Annotated in this window: 29 protein-coding genes; 5 read left to right on the top strand and 24 right to left on the bottom strand. The window is 59.1% G+C overall.

Going from position 1 to position 25370, the window contains the following annotated elements:
* Positions 1-64 precede the first annotated feature (64 nt).
* The 8 genes from dgoD to ACOYXE_RS01595 form a co-directional block, all read right to left on the bottom strand.
* Positions 65-1213 carry a galactonate dehydratase gene (gene dgoD / locus ACOYXE_RS01630; protein ID WP_007908327.1) on the bottom strand — a complete coding sequence of 383 codons (1149 nt, stop codon included), beginning with the start codon at positions 1211-1213 and terminating at the stop codon, positions 65-67.
* A gap of 46 nt (positions 1214-1259) precedes the next feature.
* On the bottom strand, positions 1260-1880 hold the full coding sequence (locus ACOYXE_RS01625) for a 2-dehydro-3-deoxy-6-phosphogalactonate aldolase (RefSeq protein ID WP_160058989.1): 621 nt from the start codon (positions 1878-1880) through the stop codon (positions 1260-1262).
* Positions 1881-1899: 19 nt separating this feature from the next.
* On the bottom strand, positions 1900-2889 hold the full coding sequence (locus ACOYXE_RS01620) for a 2-dehydro-3-deoxygalactonokinase (RefSeq protein ID WP_405123096.1): 990 nt from the start codon (positions 2887-2889) through the stop codon (positions 1900-1902).
* Positions 2890-2994: 105 nt separating this feature from the next.
* Positions 2995-3525, bottom strand: a complete 531-nt coding sequence (locus ACOYXE_RS01615) for a hypothetical protein (RefSeq protein ID WP_460927447.1) — start codon at positions 3523-3525, stop codon at positions 2995-2997.
* Positions 3522-4256 (bottom strand): alpha/beta hydrolase family protein, encoded by a 735-nt coding sequence (locus ACOYXE_RS01610; protein WP_405123094.1) that lies wholly within the window; start codon positions 4254-4256, stop codon positions 3522-3524. Before ACOYXE_RS01610 ends, ACOYXE_RS01615 begins: the two co-directional genes overlap by 4 nt.
* A gap of 5 nt (positions 4257-4261) precedes the next feature.
* Entirely contained in the window at positions 4262-4756 is a 495-nt protein-coding gene (locus tag ACOYXE_RS01605) for a PAAR domain-containing protein (RefSeq protein WP_460927445.1), read from the bottom strand.
* Positions 4753-5415: a hypothetical protein gene (locus ACOYXE_RS01600; RefSeq protein ID WP_460927443.1), complete on the bottom strand. Its 663-nt coding sequence runs from the start codon at positions 5413-5415 to the stop codon at positions 4753-4755. Before ACOYXE_RS01600 ends, ACOYXE_RS01605 begins: the two co-directional genes overlap by 4 nt.
* 159 nt (positions 5416-5574) lie before the next feature.
* Positions 5575-6054: a GNAT family N-acetyltransferase gene (locus ACOYXE_RS01595; protein ID WP_038364457.1), complete on the bottom strand. Its 480-nt coding sequence runs from the start codon at positions 6052-6054 to the stop codon at positions 5575-5577.
* Between the two features lie 225 nt (positions 6055-6279).
* Here ACOYXE_RS01595 and ACOYXE_RS01590 point away from each other — a divergent pair, with 225 nt between their 5' ends.
* The 5 genes from ACOYXE_RS01590 (at position 6280) to ACOYXE_RS01570 (ending at position 9409) form a co-directional block, all read left to right on the top strand.
* Complete coding sequence (locus tag ACOYXE_RS01590; RefSeq protein ID WP_460927440.1) at positions 6280-6933, top strand: HD domain-containing protein; 654 nt, start codon at positions 6280-6282, stop codon at positions 6931-6933.
* Positions 6934-7042: 109 nt separating this feature from the next.
* Positions 7043-8239, top strand: coding sequence for an MFS transporter (locus ACOYXE_RS01585; protein WP_460927438.1), 1197 nt, complete (start codon positions 7043-7045; stop codon positions 8237-8239).
* Between the two features lie 82 nt (positions 8240-8321).
* A complete protein-coding gene (locus ACOYXE_RS01580) occupies positions 8322-8663 on the top strand; it encodes a hypothetical protein (RefSeq protein ID WP_007908306.1) in 342 nt (113 codons plus the stop codon).
* Between the two features lie 44 nt (positions 8664-8707).
* Positions 8708-8965 carry a hypothetical protein gene (locus tag ACOYXE_RS01575; RefSeq protein WP_016986009.1) on the top strand — a complete coding sequence of 86 codons (258 nt, stop codon included), beginning with the start codon at positions 8708-8710 and terminating at the stop codon, positions 8963-8965.
* Positions 8966-9028: 63 nt separating this feature from the next.
* On the top strand, positions 9029-9409 hold the full coding sequence (locus tag ACOYXE_RS01570; RefSeq protein ID WP_160058996.1) for a Rho termination factor N-terminal domain-containing protein: 381 nt from the start codon (positions 9029-9031) through the stop codon (positions 9407-9409).
* Positions 9410-9516: 107 nt separating this feature from the next.
* Here the strand turns inward: ACOYXE_RS01570 and ACOYXE_RS01565 are convergent, their stop codons facing one another.
* From ACOYXE_RS01565 to ACOYXE_RS01490, 16 genes are all read right to left on the bottom strand, one after another.
* Positions 9517-10446: a PfkB family carbohydrate kinase gene (locus ACOYXE_RS01565; RefSeq protein WP_460927435.1), complete on the bottom strand. Its 930-nt coding sequence runs from the start codon at positions 10444-10446 to the stop codon at positions 9517-9519.
* Positions 10439-11905, bottom strand: coding sequence for a purine-cytosine permease family protein (locus tag ACOYXE_RS01560; protein ID WP_405123089.1), 1467 nt, complete (start codon positions 11903-11905; stop codon positions 10439-10441). The genes ACOYXE_RS01565 and ACOYXE_RS01560 overlap by 8 nt, the downstream gene beginning before the upstream one ends.
* A gap of 203 nt (positions 11906-12108) precedes the next feature.
* Positions 12109-13107, bottom strand: coding sequence for an ADP-ribosylglycohydrolase family protein (locus ACOYXE_RS01555; protein ID WP_160058998.1), 999 nt, complete (start codon positions 13105-13107; stop codon positions 12109-12111).
* On the bottom strand, positions 13104-13817 hold the full coding sequence (locus ACOYXE_RS01550; RefSeq protein WP_160058999.1) for a GntR family transcriptional regulator: 714 nt from the start codon (positions 13815-13817) through the stop codon (positions 13104-13106). The genes ACOYXE_RS01555 and ACOYXE_RS01550 overlap by 4 nt, the downstream gene beginning before the upstream one ends.
* Positions 13818-14063: 246 nt before the next feature.
* A complete protein-coding gene (gene araH / locus ACOYXE_RS01545; protein ID WP_026000669.1) occupies positions 14064-15032 on the bottom strand; it encodes an L-arabinose ABC transporter permease AraH in 969 nt (322 codons plus the stop codon).
* 12 nt (positions 15033-15044) lie between these two features.
* Positions 15045-16589, bottom strand: coding sequence for an L-arabinose ABC transporter ATP-binding protein AraG (gene araG, locus ACOYXE_RS01540; RefSeq protein ID WP_160059000.1), 1545 nt, complete (start codon positions 16587-16589; stop codon positions 15045-15047).
* A gap of 53 nt (positions 16590-16642) precedes the next feature.
* Positions 16643-17647 (bottom strand): substrate-binding domain-containing protein, encoded by a 1005-nt coding sequence (locus ACOYXE_RS01535; protein ID WP_460927432.1) that lies wholly within the window; start codon positions 17645-17647, stop codon positions 16643-16645.
* 136 nt (positions 17648-17783) lie between these two features.
* Positions 17784-18602, bottom strand: a complete 819-nt coding sequence (locus tag ACOYXE_RS01530) for an SDR family oxidoreductase (RefSeq protein WP_160059001.1) — start codon at positions 18600-18602, stop codon at positions 17784-17786.
* A 271-nt stretch (positions 18603-18873) separates the two neighbouring features.
* Positions 18874-19749, bottom strand: a complete 876-nt coding sequence (locus tag ACOYXE_RS01525; protein ID WP_160059002.1) for an SMP-30/gluconolactonase/LRE family protein — start codon at positions 19747-19749, stop codon at positions 18874-18876.
* Between the two features lie 134 nt (positions 19750-19883).
* Positions 19884-20600: a FadR/GntR family transcriptional regulator gene (locus ACOYXE_RS01520; RefSeq protein ID WP_127929329.1), complete on the bottom strand. Its 717-nt coding sequence runs from the start codon at positions 20598-20600 to the stop codon at positions 19884-19886.
* A 136-nt stretch (positions 20601-20736) separates the two neighbouring features.
* Positions 20737-21297 carry a DUF1285 domain-containing protein gene (locus ACOYXE_RS01515; RefSeq protein WP_160059003.1) on the bottom strand — a complete coding sequence of 187 codons (561 nt, stop codon included), beginning with the start codon at positions 21295-21297 and terminating at the stop codon, positions 20737-20739.
* 15 nt (positions 21298-21312) lie between these two features.
* Positions 21313-21918, bottom strand: a complete 606-nt coding sequence (locus tag ACOYXE_RS01510; RefSeq protein WP_007908280.1) for a DUF4823 domain-containing protein — start codon at positions 21916-21918, stop codon at positions 21313-21315.
* A 169-nt stretch (positions 21919-22087) separates the two neighbouring features.
* A complete protein-coding gene (locus ACOYXE_RS01505; RefSeq protein WP_160059004.1) occupies positions 22088-23056 on the bottom strand; it encodes a GTP 3',8-cyclase MoaA in 969 nt (322 codons plus the stop codon).
* Positions 23057-23193: 137 nt separating this feature from the next.
* On the bottom strand, positions 23194-23832 hold the full coding sequence (locus ACOYXE_RS01500) for a TetR/AcrR family transcriptional regulator (protein WP_160059005.1): 639 nt from the start codon (positions 23830-23832) through the stop codon (positions 23194-23196).
* Positions 23833-24183: 351 nt separating this feature from the next.
* Positions 24184-24975 carry a TatD family hydrolase gene (locus tag ACOYXE_RS01495; protein WP_460927428.1) on the bottom strand — a complete coding sequence of 264 codons (792 nt, stop codon included), beginning with the start codon at positions 24973-24975 and terminating at the stop codon, positions 24184-24186.
* Positions 24976-24989: 14 nt separating this feature from the next.
* Entirely contained in the window at positions 24990-25346 is a 357-nt protein-coding gene (locus ACOYXE_RS01490; protein WP_007950801.1) for a PilZ domain-containing protein, read from the bottom strand.
* Positions 25347-25370: the final 24 nt, after the last annotated feature.

The following is a 25370-nucleotide window of genomic DNA, read 5'->3' as shown; positions in this document are numbered from 1 at the left end:
TCGGATGTGACATAGCATTCGCGAGCAGGCTCGCTCCCACAGGGGGCACAGGTGATTCAGCGACTCACCACTCGGCAAAGCTGCCATCGGCATGGCGCCAGATCGGGTTACGCCAGCGATGCCCGACTGCTGCGCGCTCGATCACGTATTCCTCGTTGATCTCGATGCCCAGACCCGGCCCGTTCGGAATCTTCACAAAACCTTTGTCGTAATCGAACACCCGTGGATCTTTCACATAGTCGAGCAAGTCGTTGCTCTCGTTGTAATGGATGCCCAGGCTCTGCTCCTGGATAAACGCGTTGTAACAAGCAGCGTCCAGTTGCAAACACGCCGCCAGCGCAATCGGCCCCAACGGGCAGTGCAGCGCCAGTGCCACATCGTAGGCCTCGGCCATGTTGGCGATCTTGCGGGTTTCGGTGATGCCGCCCGCGTGGGAGGCATCCGGCTGGATGATGTCGACGTAACCTTCGCTCAACACGCGTTTAAAGTCCCAACGCGAGAACAGCCGCTCACCGAGGGCAATCGGCGTGCTGGTCAGCGGTGCCAGTTCTTTCAAGGCCTCGTAGTTTTCGCTGAGCACCGGCTCTTCGATAAACATCAGTTTGTACGGATCGAGCTCCTTCATCAGCACCTTGGCCATCGGCTTGTGCACGCGGCCATGGAAGTCGACACCGATGCCGACGTTCGGCCCGACCGCATCACGCACAGCGGCAACGTTGGCCAGCGCCAGATCGACTTTTTCGAAAGTATCGAGGAACTGCAACTCTTCGGTGCCGTTCATCTTTACCGCAGTGAAACCACGGCTCACCGCCTCTTTCGCCGCACGTGCGGTGTCGGCCGGACGGTCACCGCCAATCCACGAATACACGCGAATCTTGTCACGCACCTGACCGCCGAGCAGATCGCTGACCGACACCCCGAGCGCCTTGCCCTTGATGTCCCACAGCGCCTGATCGATACCGGCCAGCGCACTCATGTGAATCGCGCCGCCCCGGTAGAAGCCACCGCGATAGAGCACGGTCCAGATGTCTTCGATGTTGCGTGGGTCTTTGCCGATCAGGTAGTCGGACAATTCTTCGACGGCGGCCGCGACGGTGTGCGCGCGGCCTTCGACCACGGGTTCACCCCAACCGGTCACGCCTTCATCGGTTTCGACTTTGAGGAAACACCAGCGCGGCGGCACGATGAAGGTGGTGAGTTTGGTGATTTTCATCTTTTTGTCTCTCTTGTAGATGCAGCGCACACAGCGCCAAAAAGTCTTAGCGAAGGGCCTTCCAAGCAGCCACGTAGGCCTTGGCGTTCACCGCCACTTGCTCCGGCGTCATGCCCGGTTTGAACAGCCCGGAACCGAGGCCGAAACCTTTCACGCCGGCGTCGATAAACGCCTGCATGTTGTCCGGAGTGATACCGCCGACGGGCGCCAGCACCGTCCCGGACGGCAACACCGCGAGCCAGGCTTTGACGACCGCCGGGCCCATCTGCTCGGCCGGAAACATCTTGAGAATGTCCGCGCCCTCCTCCAGTGCCGCGAAGGCCTCGGTCGGCGTGGCGACACCCGGCGACAGAAACAGCCCCGCCGCTTTCGCCGCACGCAAGACCTTGGCGTCACTGTGCGGCATGACAATCACTTGGCCGCCGGCTTCTTTCACCAACCCGACCTGTTCCGGGGTCAACACCGTGCCGGCACCGATCAGGCAATCGGCGGGCAGGGCCTTGCGCAGGATGCGGATACTTTCGTACGGCGAAGGGGAATTGAGCGGTACTTCGATGACGCGAAATCCGGCTGCATACAGGACTTCTCCGACAGCGGCGGCTTCCTGCGGATGCAGGCCACGCAGAATCGCGATCAGACCGTTTTGCGCCAATGCTTGCTTGAGCATGTCAGGCCTCCAGTCAGGGTTAACGGGATGAGGAATCAATCAGTCCGGCAGCCAGCGCCAGTTGCCACAAGCCACGCTCGGTGGCCTGCTCGGCCAGCGTCACGTTGGCGAAACCACAGGCGTCGAGGGCACGGCGGTAGCGCGCACACAGTTGCGCGTTGCCGATGAGGATGATCGAAGGGAGATTCGGGTTGTCGCGGCGACGGCGTTGAGCGCTGGCCAGTGCTGCCAATTCATGGCCGATCATCAGACCGGACAAATAATCCGCCTGCGCTGTCGGGCTCAGTTCACCGGTCAGGCCCAGGGTGCGGGCACTGAACAACGTCGACAGCACGCCCAGCTCGCCGTCCGCCGACTGCGCAACCTGCACGCCCCGGTCAAACGCCAGAGCATCGAACGTCGCGCCTTGCTTCAGGGTCCGGCCGAGAATGCTGTGCTCACTGAGCACGGCGAACACTTCGCCGGTCATGAAGGTATCGAAATGAGTGATGCAGCCATCGACCACGTCGACCCATTTCGAATGACTGCCTGGTAGGCCGATCAACAGATCAGCGCCCGCCTCAACCGGCAGATTCTGCAGCACGCCAAGGACCTGGGTTTCTTCGCCGCGCATCACGTTCGGCAGACGAGAACGCTGAATCACGCCTGGCACGATATGCACCACGGTGCCGCGCAGACTGATCACTGTTTGTAGGGATTTTCCGAGATTGGCGACGTTCGCCGGCGTCTCGCAGTAGGCCGCTTCGCGCCAGCCCTGCGCACTGCCGACCATGCCGCAAGCAATCACCGGTAGATCCGGCTGCGCCTCGAGCCAGTCGCCGCACGCCTCGTCGAACGCCAGTTCAAAACCATCGGCGCATTCGCGACCGTTGATGTTTCGCGGGGTCTTGGGCAACTGCATGATCCCGGACGACAGCGCGCGCTGCTCCAGCACCACACCGTCCGCCGCGAGTTTGTAAGCACGTAATGAGGTCGTCCCCCAGTCGAGCGCGATCAATTGCGCCAGCATCGCTTCACCTGTTTTGTTTTTGGCAGTGAGTGCGACGGACTATAGACCTCTCAGACGTGAAATCTCAATATGTAATTTTGCATCCCACATTATGGGATAAAGCAATCATTGCACGCGCTGCTGTTCAATGACGTGTACGAGGTCAGTTGCTGGAATCAGCATTGACTCCGAATAGTATCCCCCGAATGAGTAAGCTGAGGTAAACACTCTGCAAGAGACGGCGTTACGTTCATTTAATAATGCCAGCAGTTCTTTCGCGCTCATGAAAACATTTGAGACGCCCTCATCCTCCTTTCTCACTGCGGACAATCTAGACGTATAAATATGGTCTAAACCAGACTTATCGGCGTCAACCTCAACAAGATTACCAACAAAATAATTAGTCAATTTATCGGAGGTTTCAAATTCAAGCTCTTTATCCAGAGAGCAAAACACTGTTTCACCCAACTGTGTTTCTCCCGCCGCATCCTTAAAAAAATTCAACACATCGGTCTTCGAACTAAAGCGAACACTCCAAGACAAACTATCGCCCCCTGTAGCGACAGAAATGAATTCAATCTCGGTATCAGGAAGAATCGGCCGCTTGGCACAAGAACTACATAGAAGCATCGTCAGCACAATAAATAGTCGTATCATTTTTTCGATTCCAAATATTGAGTCACTCGCTCATAAACTATATCGCACGCAGACTTTCCACTTTGAAGTTTGGAGGCGAACAGCATACCTGCTTGCCGGTGATTCGCACTGACCGCCTCATTCATATTCGGTCCAGATGTCATGATCCAGCGCTCTCCCAAACTGGCAACAGTATCTGAATCGTCTTTTTCCTTGGGGGATGCCAATATATTTATCCAGTAATCTGCCACGGGCTTTGGCGTCGTAAAATAGATATCAGAGAACATCCATACACCTGTACCACCGCCAACAGGATCGAGTGTTACCAACATCTTGACTGTATAACCTCGTTCTTTCAAAATCGAGGTCAAATGTGCACCATTCCACCCCCCAAGGCTATGACCAACAATCACAAGATAAACCGTCTTATCACCTTTTAACGGGCGTATTACATACTTCTCGATATCCTTCTCACCGCGAACATCCTTATAGCTTATATAAGGTAAATTAACGTCGAGCTTTTGTTCCGGAGACAGTCTGTTCGACAACTGATTCCACGCATTTTGCACGTTATGATGAGGAGGTTCATTCTGATAATACTCCTCTTTATCCCCAGCACCGCCAATAAAGAAAACGGCTACCTTTTTCACTTTGACAGTAACTTGCTTGACGCTCTGGTCAGTCTTGCAGGTCAACTCATGGCCAGCCACTTCAGTTTTGCAGTCTCTGAGTGCAGGATTTTCGACTTCCATTTCGATCACTCTACAAACAATTTAATAGTTTCAGCCAAGTGAGAACTCACCATATGGGTAAAGCCCTGCTCATTGGTGATGCCATGTTCTATGCGCCCATCACCTCGCTGGATCGCATACGGATGATCGGGGATAGGCTCGCCAGTCGCCTCGTTAACCACTTGCAACCTGTCCGTAAAATGCACCGGCATCGGCAACAGCCCAATAAACGCTGCCCCACCGCCGCTCTGGCCAATAATCACCGTCCCCGACCCACCGACCACGACATTGCCATGGCCTCCGGTGCTGTCGAGCGTGGCGGCGTTCAGTCCGTTGATGAAAACCGTGCCGGAAACGGCTCCAGTAATCGGGCTGCCGCACGCCGACTTATCGGTCATGCGCGCGGCGGCGAGGCCGTCGAAGAAGACGTTCGGCGAGCCGGAGGCAATCGGGTTGGTGCCATGGCCTGGCAATGGGCAGGCGGTCGGGTCGGTGACGCGTGCAGCGGGTTTACCACTCAATTCAAAGCTCCTTGCTTCAGGGGTTCCGGGTGCGGCTGATGAATATCGATGTCGGTCTCGGCGAAGCGCCAGCGGTTGTCGACGGGGTCGAACAGGGCGTGGCAATGCTCACGGCTGTCGGGTGATGCGGCGGTTTGCAGGTGTCGCCAGGCTTCGTCGGTTTGCCAGACCAGTTCAGCCGGCGAGGCGTCGTCGAGTTCGTTGAGCCAGGCGTTGTAGTGGCGCAGATGATTACGCTCACAAGTCGATTGCAGCAGTTCGGCCATTTGTGCGCCGAGATCGAGATAATGCTGGGCCGTCCACTGGCCGATCTCGGAATAGACGTACCAGCCCATCGGCATCAACCCACCGCCCCTGAGCAGCGAATGCCCGGCAGGGGCGACGAAACCACAGCAAATGTGCAGCGTCAGCCAGCCTTGATGGGCGTCGATAAACGCCGTCGGATCGAAGGTGCGCAGCGGTATCACGCGGTACTCGGCGAGCCCGGCGCTGCGGGTCATCAACTCGGCATCAAGGCGTGACACGAACGCACGAATGGCGCTGCCGCCCGTACGATTTGTCATGCACAGAATGTCGACCGGTTGGCGCTGGGGGTTGTCGCTCAAGCCTGAGTTTTTCACCAGGCCATACAGACGCATTGACGCCCGTAGTCCGCTCATCGCCGGTCACTCGTTGACGCAGCGAAGGCTCCACGGGCGTGGAGAAGTTGTGCCAGAGGCATTGCAGGTGTCGTCCGTGAGCGCGCAAAAATGGCGCGTAGAATGCCGGACTAGAGCGCTGGCGACAATCGAATTACTGCCGGATTGCCATCATCGTGTTCAACCCTCGGCAAACTCACGCAGAACCTGGCCATCCATGCGGTAGCGCACCCACTCTTCCTGAGGTTGCGCGCCGAGGGATTTATAGAATTCGATCGCCGGCGTGTTCCAGTCGAGCACGCTCCATTCGAAGCGGCCGCAGTCGTTGTCGCAGGCGATTTTCGCCAAGTGACGCAACAAGGTTTTGCCGGCACCGCCGCCGCGTTGTTCGGGGGTGATGTAGAGGTCTTCGAGGTACAGGCAGTTGCTGCCGAGCCAGGTCGAATAGCTGAAGAAGAACACCGCGAAACCGATTGGCAGACCGTCGCGCAGGCAGATCAGACCGTGAGCGGTGGCGCCTTCGCCGAACAGGCTGCGCTCGATGTCAGCGACGCTGGCGATGACCTCGTGGCGGGCCTTTTCGAAATCAGCGAGTTCAGTGATGAAGGCGAGGATTTGCGGGGCATCGCTGGGGGTCGCCGGGCGGATGTCGATCGTCATGGACGGGCCTTGTCGGAAAAGGAAAACGCCATACTAAGGCCGTGGGCGGCGCTCGTCACATGGCAAAACACACACTACCCTGCGCAATGTTGCAAACGCTGCAGTTCCCTGTTGGAGCGAGCCTGCTCGCGAAAGCGGACTGTCAGTGACATTGCGGTGACTGATACTGCCTCTTCGCGAGCAAGCTCGCTCCCACAGGGACTTCGACAATCTGAAAGGATGCTTATGAACCTTGAGTTTTTTACACCCGTGGCGGCACTGGCAGCAGAGTTACTGCCGCACGCCCTGGAGCCGTCCGACGACGGCGCTCACGACCTCGCCCACCTGCAACGGGTCTGGCACAACATACGCACGCTACGGAAAGAAGAAGGCGGCGATCTTGAGGTGTTGCTCGCCGCCGTGCTGCTGCACGATTGCGTGGCTGTCGAGAAGAATTCGCCACTGCGCGCGCAGGCTTCGCGGCTGGCGGCAGATAAAGCTTCGTCAGTGCTGGCCGTTCTGAACTGGCCGGAAGAAAAAATCAAGGCCGTCGCCCACGCCATCGAAGCCCATAGTTTTTCCGCCAACATCACCCCGCTCACCCTCGAAGCGAAAATCGTCCAGGACGCCGACCGCCTCGACTCACTGGGCATGCTCGGCGTCGCCCGTACGTTCTATATCGCCGGGCGTATGGGCTCGGCGTTGTACGACCCGCAGGATCCCGAAGCGAAACAGCGCGACTACGACGACAAGCGGTTTTGCCTCGATCACTTCCAGACCAAACTGCTGCACCTCGCCGACGGTTTCCAGACTGCCACCGGCCAGCGTCTGGCGCTGGTCCGTCATCATCGTCTGAAGGGTTTCATGGAGCAGTTCAAGGAAGAGATCGGTATCGCTTGAGCATTACTCCGGCGTGCAGTGATCCTGACTTCGCCAAGCTCAGACCTAAGCCGCCTGCCTGACGTGTTAAACAGACGACGCTGAATTTTTCCGCTCAAGGATTCGCGTCATGTCGCAAGCAATACCCAAGGTTTCAGGCAAGCTGTTCGGCCTGTTCTGCCTCGCCAGTTATCTGCTGTCGCTGTCTTACGGCTCGACGTTTTTATTGTCGCTGTTGATCAGTTCTCGCGGCGGCAATGAACACGATGCCGGCAGTGTGATTTCGGCGGCGATGCTCAGTACGTTTGTCGCAGTGCTGGTGTCCGGGCATCTGTCGGACTGGCTCGGCGCGGCGCGTTCGATTGCCCTGTTCGGTCTGTTGCTGGTGGCGGCAAGTCTGGGCTTTGCGCTGACGCCAGGATTTGGTCATCTGCTGTTGTTTTTCGGTTTGTTGTTGGGCTTGGGTTGGGGCGTTTTCTACACCCTGGGGCCGATCATCGTCGCGAGTCTGGTGACCCCGGCGCAGCGCGCCAAGTACTTCGCGCTGCTGTCGGGCAGCATGATGACCGGGATCGGCAGCGGCCCGTTGCTCGGACGGGCAGCCACTGCGCTGGGCTTGCCAGTGACCTCGGCGTTTTATCTGGCGGCGCTCGCAAGCCTGATCGGGGTGCTGCTGTTCTGGCGGCTCGGTTCTCGATTGAAAAGTGCGCAGGCCCCGATAGCGGCAAAAATCAGCTGGCAAGCGACCACTCAAGTGCTTGGCTCGCGCGCCCTGTTTCCGATCATCATGGTCGGCCTCGGCGGTTGCGTGTTCGGTGGCCTGTCGAGTTTCCAGACCAGTTACGCCGCTGCGCGATCGCTGGATTATTCGCTGTTCTTTCTGGGCTTCATGAGTGCGGCAATCAGCAGCCGCATGCTGATCGCTGGCTATGTGGTCAAGCGTGATCCGCTGCGCGCTTCTTGCCTGTTGTCGGGGCTGATGCTCGGCTCGATCGTGCTATTCGCGTTCGGCGTGCACAGTGGATTCACCTATCTGCTGGCGGCGTTGGTGCTCGGCGTCGGTTATGGCCTGACCTATTCGGTGATCAACGGTTTGGCGGCCAACGAAGCACCGGCCGGCACCACGTCACAGGCCTTGTTGCTGTTCAGTCTGGCGTACTTTATCGGTGTGTTTGGTTTCCCGTTGCTGGCCGGAAAAATCATCGTTGAACACGGCATGAGCACGCTGCTTTTGACGGTTTTGATCGTCGCGTTGGCCAACTGGTTGATTACCTTTGGCCGCTTGCTTTGGCGCCGACTGGTCATCAAAACCGCAGCGGTGATCTAGACCGTTCGTCGTTCATCAGGCACCAATCCGATCAGAGGGCAGACCAACGACAGGTAAGGATTCCAATCACTGGAGAAGCCCTATGATCCCGTCAAGGTTGACCGCTTTCGTATTCAGCGCCCTGCTCTGCCCTGCGGTGTTCGCCGCATCCGCCACCGCTGCGGGCACCGGCCCTACCGATCCGACCCCGCCACGCGCCCCCGCCATCAACAGTGCCCCCGGCATGAATACCGATGGCTCCGGCGTGCCTTTGATCAATCAGCCTCCCGCCACCGGTACCGATCCGCGCACGCAGGGCAGTGACCCGGGCAGGCAGGGCGGCATGAATACCCCCGACGCCCCCGCCACGCCAGACAACGCGGGCCCCGGCGTCGGCTCGAAAACCACCACCGGTGGCTCCGGTTCCGAAGGCTCCGGTCAGTAGTTCGCCGACGCGAGCGTCCTGTTCAACCCAATGAAGAGGTAACCATGAACGTCGATAAAAACCTGGAAAAAGAAGTCCTCACCCGCCTGCTGCACGCTCATCCGAGTGGACTGGGCAAGGAGGTGCTGGACAATTACCGGGGCGAGAAGGTCGTGGCCAGCGCCCTCGCCGCTTTGCAGGATCGTGGACTGATTCACCACGGGCATGTGACCTGCAACGAGGCTGGCGAACATTCGTTGAACCTGCCGATCAAGCTCAGTGCCGCTGGCGTTGAGGCCGCGCGCAAGCTGGATCTGCAGTAATCCAGGGGCCGCTCGCTGCCGATGCGGCGGGCGGCCGGATCTGCACACAAGAGGAGAAACCCCATGCCTCGTGGAAGCAAAGACAAATACACCACCGAGCAAAAGCGCAAAGCCGAGCACATCGAAGACAGCTACGAAAAGAAAGGCCTGTCGAAAGATGACGCCGAGGCGCGGGCCTGGGCGACGGTGAACAAGCAATCGGGCGGTGGCGAAAAATCCGGCGGTTCCGGGCGCATAAAACCGGCGAGTGCCAAGGCTGAGGATCGTAAAGAGTCATCGCGGCGGGCGGTGGCCAGTCGCGAGGGGCATTCGCGTAATAGCAAAGCGTCGAAGGATACGCAGACAGTCGATAGCTTGATGAAGGAGGCCCGGGCGAAGCAGATTCCGGGGCGGTCTTCGATGCGCAAGCAGGAATTGATCGAGGCATTGCGCAAGGCCGGCTAAGTTTGTGTGAGGCTAAAGGCCCCTTCGCGAGCAGGCTCGCTCCCACATTAAATTTATGTCGATCACAAATCACCTGTGGGAGCGAGCCTGCTCGCGAAAGCGGTAGATCAAGCGCCGCCGGACTCGCGGATAAACGCATCCACCTCTGCCGCCCCCGGCGAAGTAGCCGGCCCCCAGCGCGTCACTGCGATAGCCGCTGCCGCATTCGCCCGGCGAGCCGCTTCATGGGCAGACAAACCCTGCGCCATTCCGGCAACAAACACGCCAGCATGGGCATCACCAGCGCCATTGCTGTCTACCGCTTTCACCGCAAACCCGGGCACATGCCGACGCTCATCGCGCTGATGAATCCAGCAGCCCTGCGGCCCGTCACGCACCACCATCAGCACCTCTTTGGGCAGATATTCAGCGAGTCGATCCAGCGCCACGCCAATATCTTCAGCACCGGTAAACCGCAACGCTTCAACACTGTTGCTGGTCCACACATCGATGCGCGGCAGCAACGCCTGCATCATCGGCGAGTCCGGCGACTCGACCAACGGGCCCGGATCGAACACAACATTGATCGAGCTCGGTAGTGCCAATGTCCAATCGAGCAATGCCTGCGCTTTGCCTTCGTGGAGCAGGCTGTAGCCGCTGAGATAAACGTAATCACCCGCCTCGGCCGCGACGCTGTTCAGATCTTCTTCGGTCACCTCACCTTCAGCGCCGATATAGGAAATGAAACTGCGCTCCGCCGACGCATCGGTCAGCGCCACACATAAACCGGTGTCTTTCAGTGCGGGGTCGGTGATGCCGATGTGTATCCCCTCGGTCTTCATCGCCTCACGCGCCAGATCACCGAAACGCCCAGCGCCATGGCGACCGAGATAAACCACCGGCAGGCCATTGCGCACCGCCGCCGTCATCACGTTGAAACCGCCGCCCGCTTCAAAACCGGCCGACTGCGCCAGCACGTCACCGCCAATCTGCGGCAGTTTATCCACGGCCATGACCAAGTCGATGATGACCTGGCCGGTGTGCAACATCTTAGGCATGAGCATTCTCGGTTTGCGCGGCGCGGCGATCTCTCGCCCCGCCCAGTACAAAGTAAATCCCACCAGCGACGACGAAGGTCACGATCCAGCCGAGGCCGTTGTGGCCCAGCCACGAGTCGGACAGGAAGCCCTTGAACCAGACGTTCTCGGCAGTGGTGCCGATGGTGGTGAAACTGAAGCCGAGGACGATGGCAATCGCCCACGCGCCGAACGCGCGCCACTCGATGCCGCCGCGATACCAGTAGGCACTGCTCGGGCTGACGTCGAGCAAGTCTTTTGGACTGTAGTAATGACGGTGAATCAGGTCGACGACGAAGATCCCGACCCACGCAGTGATCGGCACTGCCAGCAGGGAAATGAAGGTAATGAACGGGCCGTAGAAGCTGTCGGCGATCAGCATGAAGTAGATCGAACCGGCGAAGATCGCGACGATATCGACCACCACCGCGTAGACGCGTTTGACCTTCAGGCCGAGGGTCAGCGTGGTCAGCCCGGCGGAGTACACCGACAGGTTGTTCGACAGCAGCAAGCCACCGAACGCGGTGATCAGATACGGCACCGCCATCCAGGTTGGCAGCATGTCGCGAATTGCCACGATCGGGTCAGTCGCCGACGCCAGATCGTTGTTGCCCACCGACAGCAGCCCGCCAAGAGTGATCAGCAGCACCAGCGGAATACCCGCACCGAACGCCGCCGAAGCAACCAGACGCACAGCCTTGACGCTGCGATGCTGATAGCGCGACATGTCTGCGCCAGCGTTGGCCCAACCGATGCCGGTGCCGGCGGCCATGGTGCCAATGCCGATGATCATTGCGCTCATCGGCGCGGGCGTGGCGTTGAATACCGCGCTCCAGTCGATGGTCGCGCAGAGGAAGCCGCCAACGAGAATGTTCAGCGCGCCGAACACGTAGGTCGCCCACTTCTGGATCACCAGCAAGGTCGCATGGCCGAGGCCGGATACCGACAGGGTCAGCAGAACGAAAATGGCGATGAAGATCAGCGTCAGTATCGGCGCACTTTTCGCTTCGACCGGTGAGCCGAACAGAATCGAGCACAGCGACAACAGCACGAATGCGGCAGTGGTGGTGTTGACGGTTTCCCAACCCAGGCGCGACATCAGCGAGACCAGTGTCGGGCCGATGTTACCGCGCACGCCGAAGATCGCCCGCGACAAGGTTAGGCTCGGCGCGCGGCCACGGCGACCGGCAATCGAGATGATCCCGACCACCGCAAACGAACCGGCCGCGCCGATGATTGCGACGATGATCGCCTGCCAGATGGCCAACCCGCGAAATGCGACCAGCGTGGCGCCCAGCGGCAGACCGAGGATGGAGATGTTGGCGGCGAACCAGACCCAGAACAGTTGCAGCGGATGACCGTTGCACTCGGCTTCCGGCACCGGTTCGATGCCGCGGGTTTCCAGTTGCCCGGCGCTTTGCCCGGCGTTTGATGAACTCATGAAGATGCTCCTGTTTGCCTTTTTTGTGGTTGTGGCAATGATGCAAAACGACAAGACTTCCCGGCCGTCCTCGGCCTGTCTGCGCGATCCATTGCGGGTTGAAAATTCGAAATTTGCGGTGCGGCCTTCGCGAGCAGGCTCGCTCCCACAGGTACCGTGTAATCCCTGTGGGAGCGAGCCTGCTCGCGAAGACGTCAGCCCAATCAGCGCAAAGCCAACAGCCCCTGCACTAACGGCTCAAGCTCCAGATGATTAACTGCCTTAACCGTCTCGACCATCTCGGCAGGCCAGCTCTCAAGACCCAGGCAGGCCCCAAGCATTGCGCCAAGAATCGCCGCGATGGTGTCAGTGTCACCGCCAAGACCGGCGGCCATGCACAACGCATCAAACGCGCTCATCTCACCCACCGCGACTTGCTGCGCCAGCGCGAACGACACCACCACCGACTCCTGCGAGGCCACCGAAGTGCCGATCACGTCGTAGAGCAGATCCGCCAGCAATGCCTTGTCGCTATCGACACTGATGGTGCGCGCCCAACTGATGCGCGAGGCAATGCGCCCACCGGCCACCCAGTGCCCATGCGTTTCCGCTTGTTGAGCGATTTGCTGACCAAGGTTCAGTGCCTCGCCCAGGTCCATGCCATTGATGCCGGCAGACACCACCGCCGCCACCGCTGCCGCACTGGAAATCCCCAGCGTGGTGTTGTGCGTGACCTGGCAAGCCTGCACCACCGCCGCAATAAAGCGTTGAGGATCGGCAACATCTGCCGCGATTCCCACCGGCGTAATGCGCATCGCCGCACCGTTGGTGGTGCCATAGCGTCCGGCCTCTTCCGGCGAATGCCCGGCAAGGATCATTTCGATCGCGCGTTTGGTCGACGGCCCGAGCAAGTCCTGCGAGCCTTTGGCCTGCATCTCGGCTTCCCACTCGATCAGGCGTTGCGCGAGGATTGCCGGTTCGATGCGGCCCTTTCCTTCTACCAACAACTCGCCGACCAGAATCGCCTGTTCGGTGTCGTCGGTAATCGAGCCTTTGGGCATGTTCGCGGCGATTGGTTGCAGCGGCCCGGCGTCCTGCAAATCGGTGATCGTGCCGAAACGGGTCTTGATCGTTTCGCGGTTCAGCGATTGCGTCGGCATGCCCAGCGCATCACCGAGGGCCAGGCCATAGAAAGCGCCGAGGGCACGGTTGAACGCGGTCATTTCGATTCTCCAAATTGCAGGTGCAGACGGAAATGCACCGGGTCGAGCAAACTTTCCACCTGTTCCATGAAGCGGTTCTGCCGGTCGTAGGTGGTGCGCAGCGCTTTGAGGAATACCGTGCCTTCAGGCCGGCCAAGCAATGCGGCGTCTTCGGCATTCAGCGGTTCGGCGCCGATCCATTGATCGCCGCGCTCGCCGATGTAGCCGTAGGCGGCCAGGGTGATGGTCAGGGAATTGTCGATCAGGCCGACGCGCGGCAGGCTTTCCAGGCCGCCGGTCGCCGGCATCAAAGAGCGTTCGAGGGACACCAGCGTGCCTTCGCTGGAACGGCGGCGACGGTCGAGGGTGATGAATTGATCGGTACCAAAACGCGCCAGCAGATCGGGCCGGGTCACAGCTTCCAGACGCAACACTTCGGTATTGATCATCGCCCCGCTGTCGGCCAAGGCCTGCGCCCAGCCGCTGCGCTGGTCGAGGGCGACACCGTCGAAGGTGACGATGGAGCCGACGCCGCTTTGCGTGGCGATGTAATTGCGCCGTTTCAATTCGGCCAGCGCTTCGCGCAGCGTTCCTCGGCTGACGTTGAATTCTTGAGCCAACTGATGCTCGCCGGGCAACAGAAAGCCGTCCTCCATGAGGCCGCTTTCGATGCGCCGAACGAGCTCGTCGACCACCCGTTGTTTCTTGTCAAATCGTACCTGTCTAATCATGTACAAATTGATACCCGAAACGGGTGTGGGCGGGCAAGGAATATTTAGGGAGAGTGACGAAAGGCGGGAGAATCAAAAGCCCCTCACCCTAGCCCTCTCCCGGAGGGAGAGGGGACTGATCGAGGTGTTTATTCGAATTACATCGACCTGAAATATCAAGTCGAACTCAGGTTTGAAAAGCTAGGAGATCTGCTCCCTTTCCCCCTCTCCCTCTGGGAGAGGGCTTGGGGTGAGGGGCTCTTGATTCTAGCGTTGCTTCAGACGGTCAATCACGACGGCCAACAGAAGGATCGAACCACGGATAACGTATTGGTAGAACGTGTCGATATTCTTCAAGTTCATCGCATTCTCAATAATCGCCAGAATCAACACCCCGGCAATCACATGCCGAATCATGCCGATCCCGCCGCTCAACGACACCCCGCCCAACACACAAGCAGAGATCACCGTCAGCTCAAACCCCTGACCAATCATCGGCTGCCCCGAGGTCATCCGCGAAGCCAGAATCACCCCGGCCAGCGCACCAATCACACCATGCACGGCAAAGATAATGATCTTGGTCCGATCAACGTTCACACCTGCCAGCAATGCTGCTTCCTGGTTGCCACCGATGGCCATGGTGTTGCGCCCGTAGGTGGTGTAATTCAGCAGCCAGCCAAAAAACAGAAAGCAGACGATGGTGATCAGAATCGGCACCGGCACGCCGAACAACTGGCCGTTACCAAACACGAAGAACGATTCCTGCGACACACCCACCGCTTTGCCATTGGCAAAAATGTACGCCAGACCACGAACGATCTGCATGGTCGCCAACGTCGTGATCAAGGCATTAACGCGCAACTTGGCGATCACAATGCCGTTGATCAGCCCGACAATCAGACCCATCACCAACGCTGCACTGACACCGAGAAACACGCTGTTGGTGTCGCGCATCACCACCGCCGCAACCACTCCGGCGCAGGCAATCACCGAGCCGACCGACAGGTCGAAATGACCCGACGCCAGGCAATACAACATCGTGCACGCCGCGATGCCGGTGGTGGAAATCGCCAAGCCCAGGCCACGCATGTTCAGCGGCGAAAGGAAGTTGTCGATCAGCAGCGTACAGGCAACGAAGATGCCCACAGCCGCCAGCAACATGACCCAGTCATCAAGGAAGCGACGCATGTCCAACGGTTTGCGCTCTTTGGGCAGGGTTTCGTTTTGGGTTGTCATCATAGTCACCTCTCAGTTCGCCACGCCGTCAGCGCGGTGGCGCGGCAAAGCCAGTTGCAGCAGGTTGGATTCATTGGCCTGATCGCGGCCGATTTCGCCGCGCAGGGCGCCTTCGCAGAGCACCAGAATGCGGTCGGAAATGCCCATCACTTCCATCAGGTCGCTGGACACCACGATCACCGAAATACCCTCGGCGGCGAGGTTATGGATGATCTGGTAGATCTCAGCCTTGGCGCCGATGTCGATGCCGCGAGTCGGTTCGTCGAGCAGCAGGACTTTCATCGGCATCGACAGCCAGCGACCGAGAATGGCCTTCTGCTGATTGCCGCCGGAAAGGAACTTGATCTGCTGGCCGGCGTGTGGGGTTTTCACTTTCAGCGCTTTGATCTGTTTGTCGGCATTACCCTTTTCCCACAGACCGCGAATCAGGCAACCGAGGCCGGAGTTGGCCCCGCGCGCACTGATGTTGATGTTCTCGGCAACGCTGGCCAGCGGGATGATGCCTTCCTTCTTGCGATCCTCGGGACAGAGCAGAATCCCGGCAGCAATCGCATCGCGCGGTGAGCGCAATTTAAGTTCGTGACCACGCAGTTCCAGGCGGCCGGCGGTGTTGCGCTCAAGACCACTGAGCAGGCGAAACAGCTCGGTGCGCCCTGCCCCGACCAGTCCGAACAAACCGAGGATTTCACCTTTGTGCGCTTCGAAACTGATCGGCTCGCGCAGGCCCGGGCCGAGCAGGCCGGTGACCTTCAGCGCGACGGCGCCGCGTGGACGATGGCGATAATCGTAGATGTCCTGAATGTCGCGGCCGACCATGCAGGTCACCAGTTGATCGTGGGTCAACTGGCTCATGTCATCGAAGGTGCGCACATAGCGACCGTCCTTGAACACCGTCACCGCGTCGCAGATGCGGAACACTTCTTCCATGCGATGGGAAACATAGAGGACGACTTTGCCCTCGTCGCGCAGGCGACCGATGATCGCCATCAAGCGGTCGATCTCGCGGGCCGAGAGGCTGCTGGTCGGTTCGTCGAAAGCGATGACGTGAGCACCACGGGACAGCGCTTTGGCGATTTCCACCAGTTGCCGCTGACCGAGGGACAGGCGTCCTACCTTGGTTTGCGGGTCGATTTCGTCGGCCAGGCCTTTCAGGCAATTCAATGCTTGCTGGCGTAGCGCACCGCGATTGATCAAACCGAAACTGGCCGGCAGATGGCCGAGGAACAGGTTTTCAGCGACGGTCATTTCCGGCACCAGATGCAGCTCCTGGTGAATCACCGCGACTCCGCTACCGATGCTGTCGGCGGTCGACTTGAACGCCATGGTCTGCTCGCCGATCTGCAACTCGCCGCTGCTCGGAATGTAAGCGCCGCCGAGGATTTTCAACAGAGTAGATTTGCCGGCGCCGTTCTCGCCCATCAAGGCATGAACCTGGCCCGGATGCGCGACGAAGCTGATCGCGTCCAGCGCTTTCACACCGGGAAAGGTTTTACCAATCCCGCTGAAGCGCAGGCTGCCGCTGGCGCTGTGTTGTTGTGTCTGTACTTGCGCGTGCATAAAGCCACCTCTTCACACCAAAAAACGGCCCGGCAACCCGGGCCGTCGCGGCATCAGTTCCACAAGCCGATTTTTTCCAGCTCTTGCTTGAAGTTCTCGCGGGTGATCAGGGTGACGTCGTCCATCGCGGTAAACTTCGGCGGTTCTTTGCCGGTGGTCACCCACTCGTACATCATCTCGGCAGTCTTGTAGCCTTCGATGTGCGGGCTTGGCAGCATCGAGCCGAAGAAGCCGCTGTTCGGCTTTTTCAGTTCGCCGATGGCGTCGGTGCCGTTGATGCCGATGCCGATCACGTTGGTTGCGGCAAAACCGGCCGCTTCGGTGGCGCGTACGCCGCCGAGCACAGTGTTGTCGTTCATGCCGCCGATGATCAGGTTTTTTGCCGCGCTCGGCAGTTTCACCAGCGCCGAGTTGGTCGCGTCCATGCTGCCCGGTACGTCGAGGGTTTTCAGCGCGGCGAACAGAATGTGATCCTTCGGCATGCCGGCGTCTTCGAGGGATTTCACCGAGCCGTCGGTGCGTTTCTTGCCGGTGTCGAGTTCGTTGTAGGTGTTGACCACCGCGTAGGTGTCTTTCCAGTCCCAGTTGCGTTTCTTCGCTTCGGCGACCATGGCGTTGCCCTGCTTCTGGCCGACTTCGAACGCGGCCATGCCGAGGTACGGCACGTCTTCCATGAACTTGCCGTTGGCGTCGACGAAACGGTCGTCGACGGCAATCACTTTCAGGTCATTGAGCTTGGCTTTGGCCATGATCGCCGGACCGAGCGAGACATCCGGCGGGCAGATCACGAAACCCTTGGCGCCGTTGGCGGCAAGGCTGTCGATCGCCGAGAGGGTTTTCTCGCCGTCCGGCACGGCGATCTTGATCAGTTCGAAGCCCTTGTCCTTGGCGGCTTTCTCGGCGAAGGCCCACTCGGTCTGGAACCACGGTTCTTCAGCCTGCTTGACCAGAAAGCCGATTTTCACGGTGTCGGCAGCGAGCAGCGCACTGCTCAGGCTGAACGCGGTAACCGCCAGGGCGGTACTGCACAGGGTACGAATCCCGAAACGACGTTTCATAAGCTGACTCCTTGTTATTTTTTTTGAGCAATGTTTGAAAAGCGTTAAAGCGTGTTCCTGCAAAATCTTCTGACAATAGTCATATCGTATGATGATTGGATTGCAAACGGATTTATCCGCGTGAAAGCCACTGCGCTCAGTCGTGGTACATCACCGAGCGCCCACCATCGATGGTGATGCATGAAGCATTGATGAAAGGCGCTTCATCACTTGCCAGAAATACGGCGGTCATCGCCACTTCAAGCGGCTGACCGATGCGCTTCGGCGGGTGCAGATCGAAGGCGCGCTGACGTTCGGCATGCGGATCGGCGAAACCGTTCCAGTAATCGACGTTCAATTGGGTTTCGATGTAGCCCGGGGCGATGGCGTTGACGCGGATGCCCTTCGCGGCGTACTCGATGCCGAGTGCGCGAGTAAGGCCGAGCAAACCGTGCTTGGCCACCGGGTACGGGAAGCAGCCAGGGATGATGTGACTGGAATGGGTCGATGCGATGTTGATGATGCTGCCAACGCCCTGCTCGATCATCTGCGGCAGCACCGCTTTGCAGCCGAACCAGGCGCCGTCCAGATCGATGGCGAAACAACGACGCCAGTCTTCTTCGGTCATCTCCAGCGGATCGCGGAACACGTTGACCCCGGCGCAGTTGACCAGCACGTCGATGCGTCCGTGCAGTTCAACAGCGCGTTTGGCCATGGCATGCAGATCAGACTGATGCGAGACATCGGCCTTCAGCGCCTGCACGTCATAGCCTTGCCCACGCCAGTGCGCGGCAACCTGCTCGACTTTCTCAGCCTGGATATCGCTGATCACCAGTTTCGCTTGCTGCGAGGCGAAGGCAGCGACGATGGCTTCGCCGATGCCTTGCGCAGCACCGGTCAGCAGCACGACCTTGTTTTTCAGACGCTCGCCCTCCGGCGGCGCGGGCACCGGCGGCAGGGAAAGGGGTTCAGCCATGGATCAGGACTCCTGTTTCGCAGGCACAAAAAAACCGGGCATCTGCCGATGTCCGGTCTGGAAGGCGGTTTGAACGAAACAGGCAGGCGCCGCCGACGGCATCGAGCCGTTGCGAGACGCGGACTCCACGCGGGAGTGCGATAGACATTCGCTGCATCACTTCACCTGTTTTGTTCTTTTTAAGTGTGAGTGCGTGTTACTGCTGGAGTCGACTATAAACCCGACCGCCAAATAATCTCAATATATAATTTTGCATCCCATATTCTGGGATTTAATCCGCAAAGCGCGTACAGAGTTTTCCTGCGACATCCACGCGCATCGACAGTACCGCGCCATCCAATGGATGGTTGTGCGGACTCTGGGCGCTGGTGATGAACAAGGTTTTCAGGTCTTCACCGCCGAATACACAACTGGTCGGGCGGCTGACCGGCAGATCGATTCTGCGATCAACTTTGCCATCGGGCGTCAGCCGCAGCAGGCAACTGCCATCCCAGCGGGCATTCCAGATGTAGCCTTCGGCATCCATTGCTGAACCGTCCGGGCCACCCTGCTGATCGGGGCCGTACCAGACTTGTGCAGCATCGAGATTGCCGTCGGTGTGGATGAAAAAACGGTGCAGCGTGCTGTCGAGACTGTCACCGAACAGCAACGTGGTGCCGTCATCACTCCACAACAGCGTGTTGGGAATACCCAGGCCGCGCAACAACGGCGTCACACGTTTATCCGGATCGATCCGGAACAGACCACCGGAACGACGGGTGATCGGCAGATCTTCGCCCTGTTCGCCGATGTTGTTTTGCATGGTGCCGAGCCACAGACGACCTTGGCCATCGCAACGCGCTTCGTTGGGACGATTGCCGGGCTGCGGGTCGGCAACGCAGAACAGCGTCAGGCGTGGTTCGAGGCCCGGGGAGTCGAGATCGAGACGGTAGACGCCGCTGCTCAGGGTCACCAAGGCATCGCCGCTGGCGCAGGGGATGAACGCGGAGATGTGCTCGGGCATTTGCCAGATCTGTACGTTCTGGCCGATCAGGCGCAGGGCCTGTTTGCCGGCTATATCGACCCAGTACAGCGTCTGGGTTGGCGCGTCCCAGAACGGGCCTTCACCGAGTTGGGCGCGGTGTTGGGTCAGGGCGGTCCACGGCATATAACGGTCTCCATTGTTCTTGTTTTTACTGTAGGAGTGAGCCTGCTCGCGATGGCGTAGTGTCAGTTGACGTCAATGCGACTGATCTACCGCTATCGCGAGCAGGCTCACTCCTACAGGGGATTTCGGTGTATTCAGCTGGCTTTTTTGTCGGCCATGACTTTCGGGTAAAAGCGCTTTATTGCCAGATCCGCGTTGTCGATCAGGGTCATGCATGCCCACACCCCGCGCGCAGAATCGCGGGCAGCAATGGCGTCGGCCATATCTTTGTGGATTGGTAACGTGCGGCGCAGTTCATCCGGGTCGGCTGCAGAAACTTCAAATGACACTGCGAGCAATGCGCCGAGCGCAGGGACCATTTGTTCAATGAATTGATTGTGGCTGGCGGCGAGGATGCATTCGTGGAAGACCTGATCGGCGCGGTTGTAATCGATGCCGCTGTCGACCGCGCGCTCAAGGGCGTTATAGGCCAGTTGCACCGCTTCGATCTGTTCCAGGGTCGCGCGCTCGCAAGCCCAGCGCACGGCCATGGGTTCGATGGTGCGGCGCAGGTCGAGCAAGTCATCGACGAAGTTTTCCGGCAAGCCATTGCGCGACAGCCAACCGACCACTTGCGGATCGAACAGGTTCCAGCGCCGCACCGGCAATACGCGGGTGCCGACTTTCGGCCCGACTTCGAGCATGCCTTTGGCGACGAGGGTTTTGATCGCTTCGCGGATGACCGTACGGCTGACCCCGAGCTGTTCGCCCAGATCGGCCTCGACCTTGATGGTCTGCCCGGGTTTGACCTGGCCAGCGGCGATCCAGCTGCCCAGCCAGTCAACGGTCGACGCATGAAAGCTGCTGGACATGGACACCTCAAAGCGGATCGCGATGGGTGATCAAGCTAATCATCATACGATTGGGTGTCAATGACAAAAAAGATCGCAGCGTCCGGCAGCTCCTACAGGTGTACGCCATGTAGGAGCTGCCGAAGGCTGCGATCTTTCAAGGTTCTAGGCCGATGCGGAAGAACTCGCCGCCGCTCCACACACCAAGCCAGCGCTGGCCGTCGATTTCGCGGCTGACCGCCAGCTCCACCAGTTGATAGAACACATTGCGGTGGATCAGCGCTTCAAGGTTGGTACGCACATGCACGTAGGGCGCCGGCTCTTGGGTCGCCGGATCAATTTCGACGCGGATCGGATGCTCTAGCCCGGCCTCGGCGGTTTCTTCGACATTGGTGGTGAAGCGCAACAGCTGCGCCTCCCCTTCGCCTTCAACCTCGACCGCAATTGCCACAAACGGCGCATCGTCGACTTTGATCCCGACCTTCTCGACCGGGGTGATCAGAAAATAGTCATCGCCATCGCGGCGCATGATCGTCGAGAACAGCTTGACCATCGGTTTGCGCCCGATCGGCGTACCCAGGTAATACCAGGTGCCATCGCGGGCGATGCGCATGTCGATGTCGCCGCAGAAGTCCGGGTTCCACAAGTGCACCGGCGGCAAGCCTTTGGTTTTCGGGATCTGTCCCAACAGGTCATTGGCTTTTTGCGGGCCACTCATGGCGTTCTCCTTGAATTATTGGTCGCCGACTCCCAACAGACTGCGCGCGTACTGCGCCAGCGGCGGGCCGATCAGGTCTTCGGGCTTGCTGTCGTGGAACGTCAGTAAACCGCCACGACTCTTGATCCGTGCAGTATCAATCAAATACTGGGTGCTGGTCTCGATCAACATGATCTGAATCACGCCGCCGTCGATGCCGAGGCGATCGACCGCTTCTTCATCCAGCCACTCATCGGAATTGCCGATGCGGTCGTCAGCCTTGGCGAAACGCGTGTACAGCAGGTAGTGCGCACCGGCATCGCGAGCTTCGCCCATCGCCTGATCAAGGCCTTCTGGCGCACGCGCGCGGCGGACCATCGGGAAGTATTCGACGAAGCCCTTGAAGGCCTCTTCAGCCACTACGTTCGGGCGCGGGTAGGAACCACCCGGCGGCGCGAAGGCACCCTGGGCGATGTAGATAAATGAGTCCGGCTGAATGCGGAAGTTATTCACGCGGCGGCTGTCGCTGTGATCCAGCAAGCCCGCGTCGCTCATCTGATAGCGAGTGCCTTCGGCCATATCGCTGACAGTCATACAGCCGCCAAGCGCCAAAACGGCCAGCAGCAAAACCAGGCTACGCATCCTATTCCTCCAGAGGCCGGTGACGGAAAACCGGCGAATGGCCATTGGATGCAGCTTTTGCGCCAGCTCAAGAAATTTGTTGATGGTTAAATCGTATTCGCGAGCAGGCTCGCTCCCACAGGGGAATACATCCCAAGGTGGGAGCGAGCCTGCTCGCGAAAGCGGTTGTTCAGCCGCCGATGATTTTCATGACGGTAGCGCCGCCAGAGAACGCCACTTCCTGCTTGTCCCCCAACGCCTTGACCAGCAAACGCTGGAGCGCCGGCAACGCCTGATGGCGCGGCTTGTCGAGCAGATCACCGACATAGTGGCGGTTACTCGACGACAGGCAGCCATGCAGCCAACCGGTCGACGACAAGCGCAAGCGCGAGCAGGTCCGGCAGAACGGCACGCTTTCGTTGGCGATCACACCAAAGTTGCCTAAACCGGGAATTGCGTAACGCACGGCCGTAGCGTCCACTGGTGCGTCGGTTTGCGCGTACTCATAACGCTCGCCAATCAGCGCCAGCAACTGTTGCAGGCTGACGAACTGTTGCAGGAACGCATTATTGTCCTTGGCCAGATGGCCCATGCGCATCAACTCGATGAAGCGCAATTCGTATCCGCGTTCCAGGCAGTAATCCAGCAGCGGCATGACTTGATCAAGGTTCTGCCCGCGCAACGGCACCATGTTGACCTTGATCTTCATCCCCGCCGCTTTCGCCTGATCCATGCCGTCGAGCACAGTGGCCAGATCGCCGCCACGGGCGATGCTGCGAAAGGCGCTGGCGTCGAGGGTATCGAGGGACACGTTGATCCGGCGCAGACCCGCATCCACCAGCAGTGGGAGTTTTTTCGCCAGGAGTTGACCGTTGGTGGTCAGGCTGATGTCGTCCAGGCCCATCTTGCCGACGGCGCTCATGAACGATTCGAGTTTGGGGCTGACCAGCGGCTCGCCGCCGGTGATGCGCAGCCGTTCGATGCCGGCGGCTTCGATCAGATACGCCACGCCGCGGGCCATGGCTTCGGCCGACAGTTCATCCTGCGCAGCCACCAACCGCTTGCCGTTGGGCACGCAGTAGGTACACGCGTAATTGCAGGCTGAGGTCAGACTGATCCGCAAATTGCGAAAACGCCTGCCTTGTCGGTCAACGATCATGATCACTCCGGCGAAAGAATTTCGAGCCGCTAAAACTTGACTCACAAATCAAGTTTTAGCAAGCCCTATGCCTGAGTATATTCCTGCGGTACTGCGACATGTAGCGAAATCATGGCGCAATAAGGCAACTGAATGGTTCAGCTGCTTGGGATTTCCGGATCGCGCTTGCGCTTGTTGCCCATGCGCACGCCGATGTCCATCAGGAACTGGAAGAAACCTTCCTGATCTTCCAGCACATTGCTCCAGAACGGCGAGTGATACAGCGCCACAGCGCCGTGCACCAGCGCCCAGGCTGCGCAGTAGTGGAAGTACGGCGGCACGTCTTCGAGTTTGCCTTCGCTGATGCGGCCCTTGATCAACAAGGTCAGGCGTTCGAAGTTCGAGGCACGGATCTTGTGCAGCTCCTCGACCATCTCCGGCACCTGATTGCCCTTGACCACCTTCTCTTCGAGGCGGTCGAACAGGCGATAGCGCTGCGGGTCGCGCATGCGGAATTCGAAGTAGGCGCGGGACAGCGCTTCCTTGTCCTTGTCGACATCGGCCGAATGCAGCAGCTCGTTCAAATCGCGCTCGTAATCAAGCATCAGGCGCAGATAGATCTCGGCCTTGGATTTGAAGTGCTTGTAGATCGTGCCTTTGCCGATACCCACGGCATCAGCAATCATCTCGACGGTGACACTGTCTTCACCCTGGTCGAGGAACAGCTTGAGCGCGGTATCGAGAATTTCTTGCTCGCGGCGACGAAACTCACGGACCTTACGAGGTTCTTTGTGCATAAGAAAAGGTCTGAAGGGTCAAAATTCGAAGCCGCGTATTATGCCTAACTTGCGCAAAAATGCACGGATCATCCGACCATATCTGTGTTTCTTGTTCATTTTGAGAACGTTTTGGGCGCAATGAGAACTCAACTGAAGCGAACGTATTCCAAATTTGTTTAAAAACCCCGACCGGCTCACTGGACTGCACGCCAGACTGATCAATACTTGAACTGTCGGGCGACATCTCCCCCAAGTGTCGCGCCGATAAAGGTACCAAGGGACCGCGTGCCTTTGTTTTACTCCTAATGGTCTTAACCCGGATTCACCCCCCAGAACCCGGGTTTTTTTTGCCTGCGATTTGGCCATCGGCTACAGGGCAGATTTAACACTCGCCAGCGGGAACAGACGCTTGAAGTTCTCGGTGGTCTGCTCGGCAAAACGCTCGTAGTTTTCACCGCGCAACATCGCCAGGAATTCCGCCACCTCGCGCACGTATTGCGGCAGGTTGGGCTTGCCGCGATAGGGAATCGGCGCCAGATACGGTGAATCGGTTTCCACCAGCAGACGATCCGCCGGGACCTTGCTCGCGACATCGCGCAACGCATCGGCATTACGGAAGGTGACGATGCCCGACAGGGAAATGTAATAACCCATGTCCAGTGCAGCTTTGGCCATGTCCCAGTCTTCGGTAAAACAATGCAGCACACCGGCCTGCGGCAAGGCTGCTTCACGCAGCAGCTCAAGAGTGTCGGCGCGGGCGCCACGGGTGTGGATGATCACCGGTTTGCCAGTCTGCTGCGCCGCTTGCAGGTGCAGACGAAACGACTCCTGCTGCAGCTCAGCGGCTTCCGGTTCGTAGTGATAGTCGAGGCCGGTCTCACCGATCGCCACCACTTTCGGGTGATTGAGTTCGTGCAGCAGCCAGTCCAGCGCAGGCGCCGCGCCGGGTTGCACATCCAGCGGATGAACGCCGACCGAACAATCGACATCGTCATAACGCTCAGCCAGAGCTTTGACGTCGGCGGCGTTGTCAGCACTCACGCCGATGCACAGGAAGTGCCCTACTCCGCGCTCACGGGCCGCATCGAGTGCAGCATTCAGCGAGCCGTCGTGGGCGGCGAGGTCGAGGCGATCAAGGTGACAATGGGAATCTACGAGCATAAAAAGACGGCTACTTACATCGTATGAGTGGGACGGTCGGATTTAAGCGCTCCGGCCAGATGGGTTTCAATGCGACTGCGCGCGGTGTTGTCGCCGTCGTTGAACTGCACGCCGACACCGGCCGCGCGATTGCCTTGCGCCCCTTTCGGGGTGATCCACGCGACCTTGCCGGCCACCGGGATCTTCTCGGCCTCATCCATCAGGTTGAGCAGCATGAACACCTCGTCGCCCAACTTGTAACTTTTGTTGGTCGGGATGAACAGGCCACCGTTCTTGATGAACGGCATGTAGGCGGCGTAGAGCACCGACTTGTCCTTGATGGTCAGGGACAAAATGCCGTTGCGCGGCCCCGGGCTGACAGGTTCATTCATGTTGACCTCCACTACTGATGTTCA

Source organism: Pseudomonas sp. MC6 (assembly GCF_054790575.1).
The sequence above is the reverse complement of the archived record's forward strand: the minus strand, read 5'-3'. Positions and strand labels throughout refer to the sequence as shown.

Excerpts from the sequence above, each read along its gene's own strand:
- dgoD (WP_007908327.1), bottom strand. The coding sequence starts at position 1,213 with ATGAAAATCACCAAACTCACCACCTTCATCGTGCCGCCGCGCTGGTGT.
- ACOYXE_RS01625 (WP_160058989.1), bottom strand. The coding sequence starts at position 1,880 with ATGCTCAAGCAAGCATTGGCGCAAAACGGTCTGATCGCGATTCTGCGT.
- ACOYXE_RS01620 (WP_405123096.1), bottom strand. The coding sequence starts at position 2,889 with ATGCTGGCGCAATTGATCGCGCTCGACTGGGGGACGACCTCATTACGT.
- ACOYXE_RS01615 (WP_460927447.1), bottom strand. The coding sequence starts at position 3,525 with ATGATACGACTATTTATTGTGCTGACGATGCTTCTATGTAGTTCTTGT.
- ACOYXE_RS01610 (WP_405123094.1), bottom strand. The coding sequence starts at position 4,256 with ATGGAAGTCGAAAATCCTGCACTCAGAGACTGCAAAACTGAAGTGGCT.
- ACOYXE_RS01600 (WP_460927443.1), bottom strand. The coding sequence starts at position 5,415 with ATGAGCGGACTACGGGCGTCAATGCGTCTGTATGGCCTGGTGAAAAAC.
- ACOYXE_RS01595 (WP_038364457.1), bottom strand. The coding sequence starts at position 6,054 with ATGACGATCGACATCCGCCCGGCGACCCCCAGCGATGCCCCGCAAATC.
- ACOYXE_RS01590 (WP_460927440.1), top strand. The coding sequence starts at position 6,280 with ATGAACCTTGAGTTTTTTACACCCGTGGCGGCACTGGCAGCAGAGTTA.
- ACOYXE_RS01585 (WP_460927438.1), top strand. The coding sequence starts at position 7,043 with ATGTCGCAAGCAATACCCAAGGTTTCAGGCAAGCTGTTCGGCCTGTTC.
- ACOYXE_RS01580 (WP_007908306.1), top strand. The coding sequence starts at position 8,322 with ATGATCCCGTCAAGGTTGACCGCTTTCGTATTCAGCGCCCTGCTCTGC.
- ACOYXE_RS01575 (WP_016986009.1), top strand. The coding sequence starts at position 8,708 with ATGAACGTCGATAAAAACCTGGAAAAAGAAGTCCTCACCCGCCTGCTG.
- ACOYXE_RS01570 (WP_160058996.1), top strand. The coding sequence starts at position 9,029 with ATGCCTCGTGGAAGCAAAGACAAATACACCACCGAGCAAAAGCGCAAA.
- ACOYXE_RS01565 (WP_460927435.1), bottom strand. The coding sequence starts at position 10,446 with ATGCCTAAGATGTTGCACACCGGCCAGGTCATCATCGACTTGGTCATG.
- ACOYXE_RS01560 (WP_405123089.1), bottom strand. The coding sequence starts at position 11,905 with ATGAGTTCATCAAACGCCGGGCAAAGCGCCGGGCAACTGGAAACCCGC.
- ACOYXE_RS01555 (WP_160058998.1), bottom strand. The coding sequence starts at position 13,107 with ATGACCGCGTTCAACCGTGCCCTCGGCGCTTTCTATGGCCTGGCCCTC.
- ACOYXE_RS01550 (WP_160058999.1), bottom strand. The coding sequence starts at position 13,817 with ATGATTAGACAGGTACGATTTGACAAGAAACAACGGGTGGTCGACGAG.
- araH (WP_026000669.1), bottom strand. The coding sequence starts at position 15,032 with ATGACAACCCAAAACGAAACCCTGCCCAAAGAGCGCAAACCGTTGGAC.
- araG (WP_160059000.1), bottom strand. The coding sequence starts at position 16,589 with ATGCACGCGCAAGTACAGACACAACAACACAGCGCCAGCGGCAGCCTG.
- ACOYXE_RS01535 (WP_460927432.1), bottom strand. The coding sequence starts at position 17,647 with ATGAAACGTCGTTTCGGGATTCGTACCCTGTGCAGTACCGCCCTGGCG.
- ACOYXE_RS01530 (WP_160059001.1), bottom strand. The coding sequence starts at position 18,602 with ATGGCTGAACCCCTTTCCCTGCCGCCGGTGCCCGCGCCGCCGGAGGGC.
- ACOYXE_RS01525 (WP_160059002.1), bottom strand. The coding sequence starts at position 19,749 with ATGCCGTGGACCGCCCTGACCCAACACCGCGCCCAACTCGGTGAAGGC.
- ACOYXE_RS01520 (WP_127929329.1), bottom strand. The coding sequence starts at position 20,600 with ATGTCCAGCAGCTTTCATGCGTCGACCGTTGACTGGCTGGGCAGCTGG.
- ACOYXE_RS01515 (WP_160059003.1), bottom strand. The coding sequence starts at position 21,297 with ATGAGTGGCCCGCAAAAAGCCAATGACCTGTTGGGACAGATCCCGAAA.
- ACOYXE_RS01510 (WP_007908280.1), bottom strand. The coding sequence starts at position 21,918 with ATGCGTAGCCTGGTTTTGCTGCTGGCCGTTTTGGCGCTTGGCGGCTGT.
- ACOYXE_RS01505 (WP_160059004.1), bottom strand. The coding sequence starts at position 23,056 with ATGATCGTTGACCGACAAGGCAGGCGTTTTCGCAATTTGCGGATCAGT.
- ACOYXE_RS01500 (WP_160059005.1), bottom strand. The coding sequence starts at position 23,832 with ATGCACAAAGAACCTCGTAAGGTCCGTGAGTTTCGTCGCCGCGAGCAA.
- ACOYXE_RS01495 (WP_460927428.1), bottom strand. The coding sequence starts at position 24,975 with ATGCTCGTAGATTCCCATTGTCACCTTGATCGCCTCGACCTCGCCGCC.
- ACOYXE_RS01490 (WP_007950801.1), bottom strand. The coding sequence starts at position 25,346 with ATGAATGAACCTGTCAGCCCGGGGCCGCGCAACGGCATTTTGTCCCTG.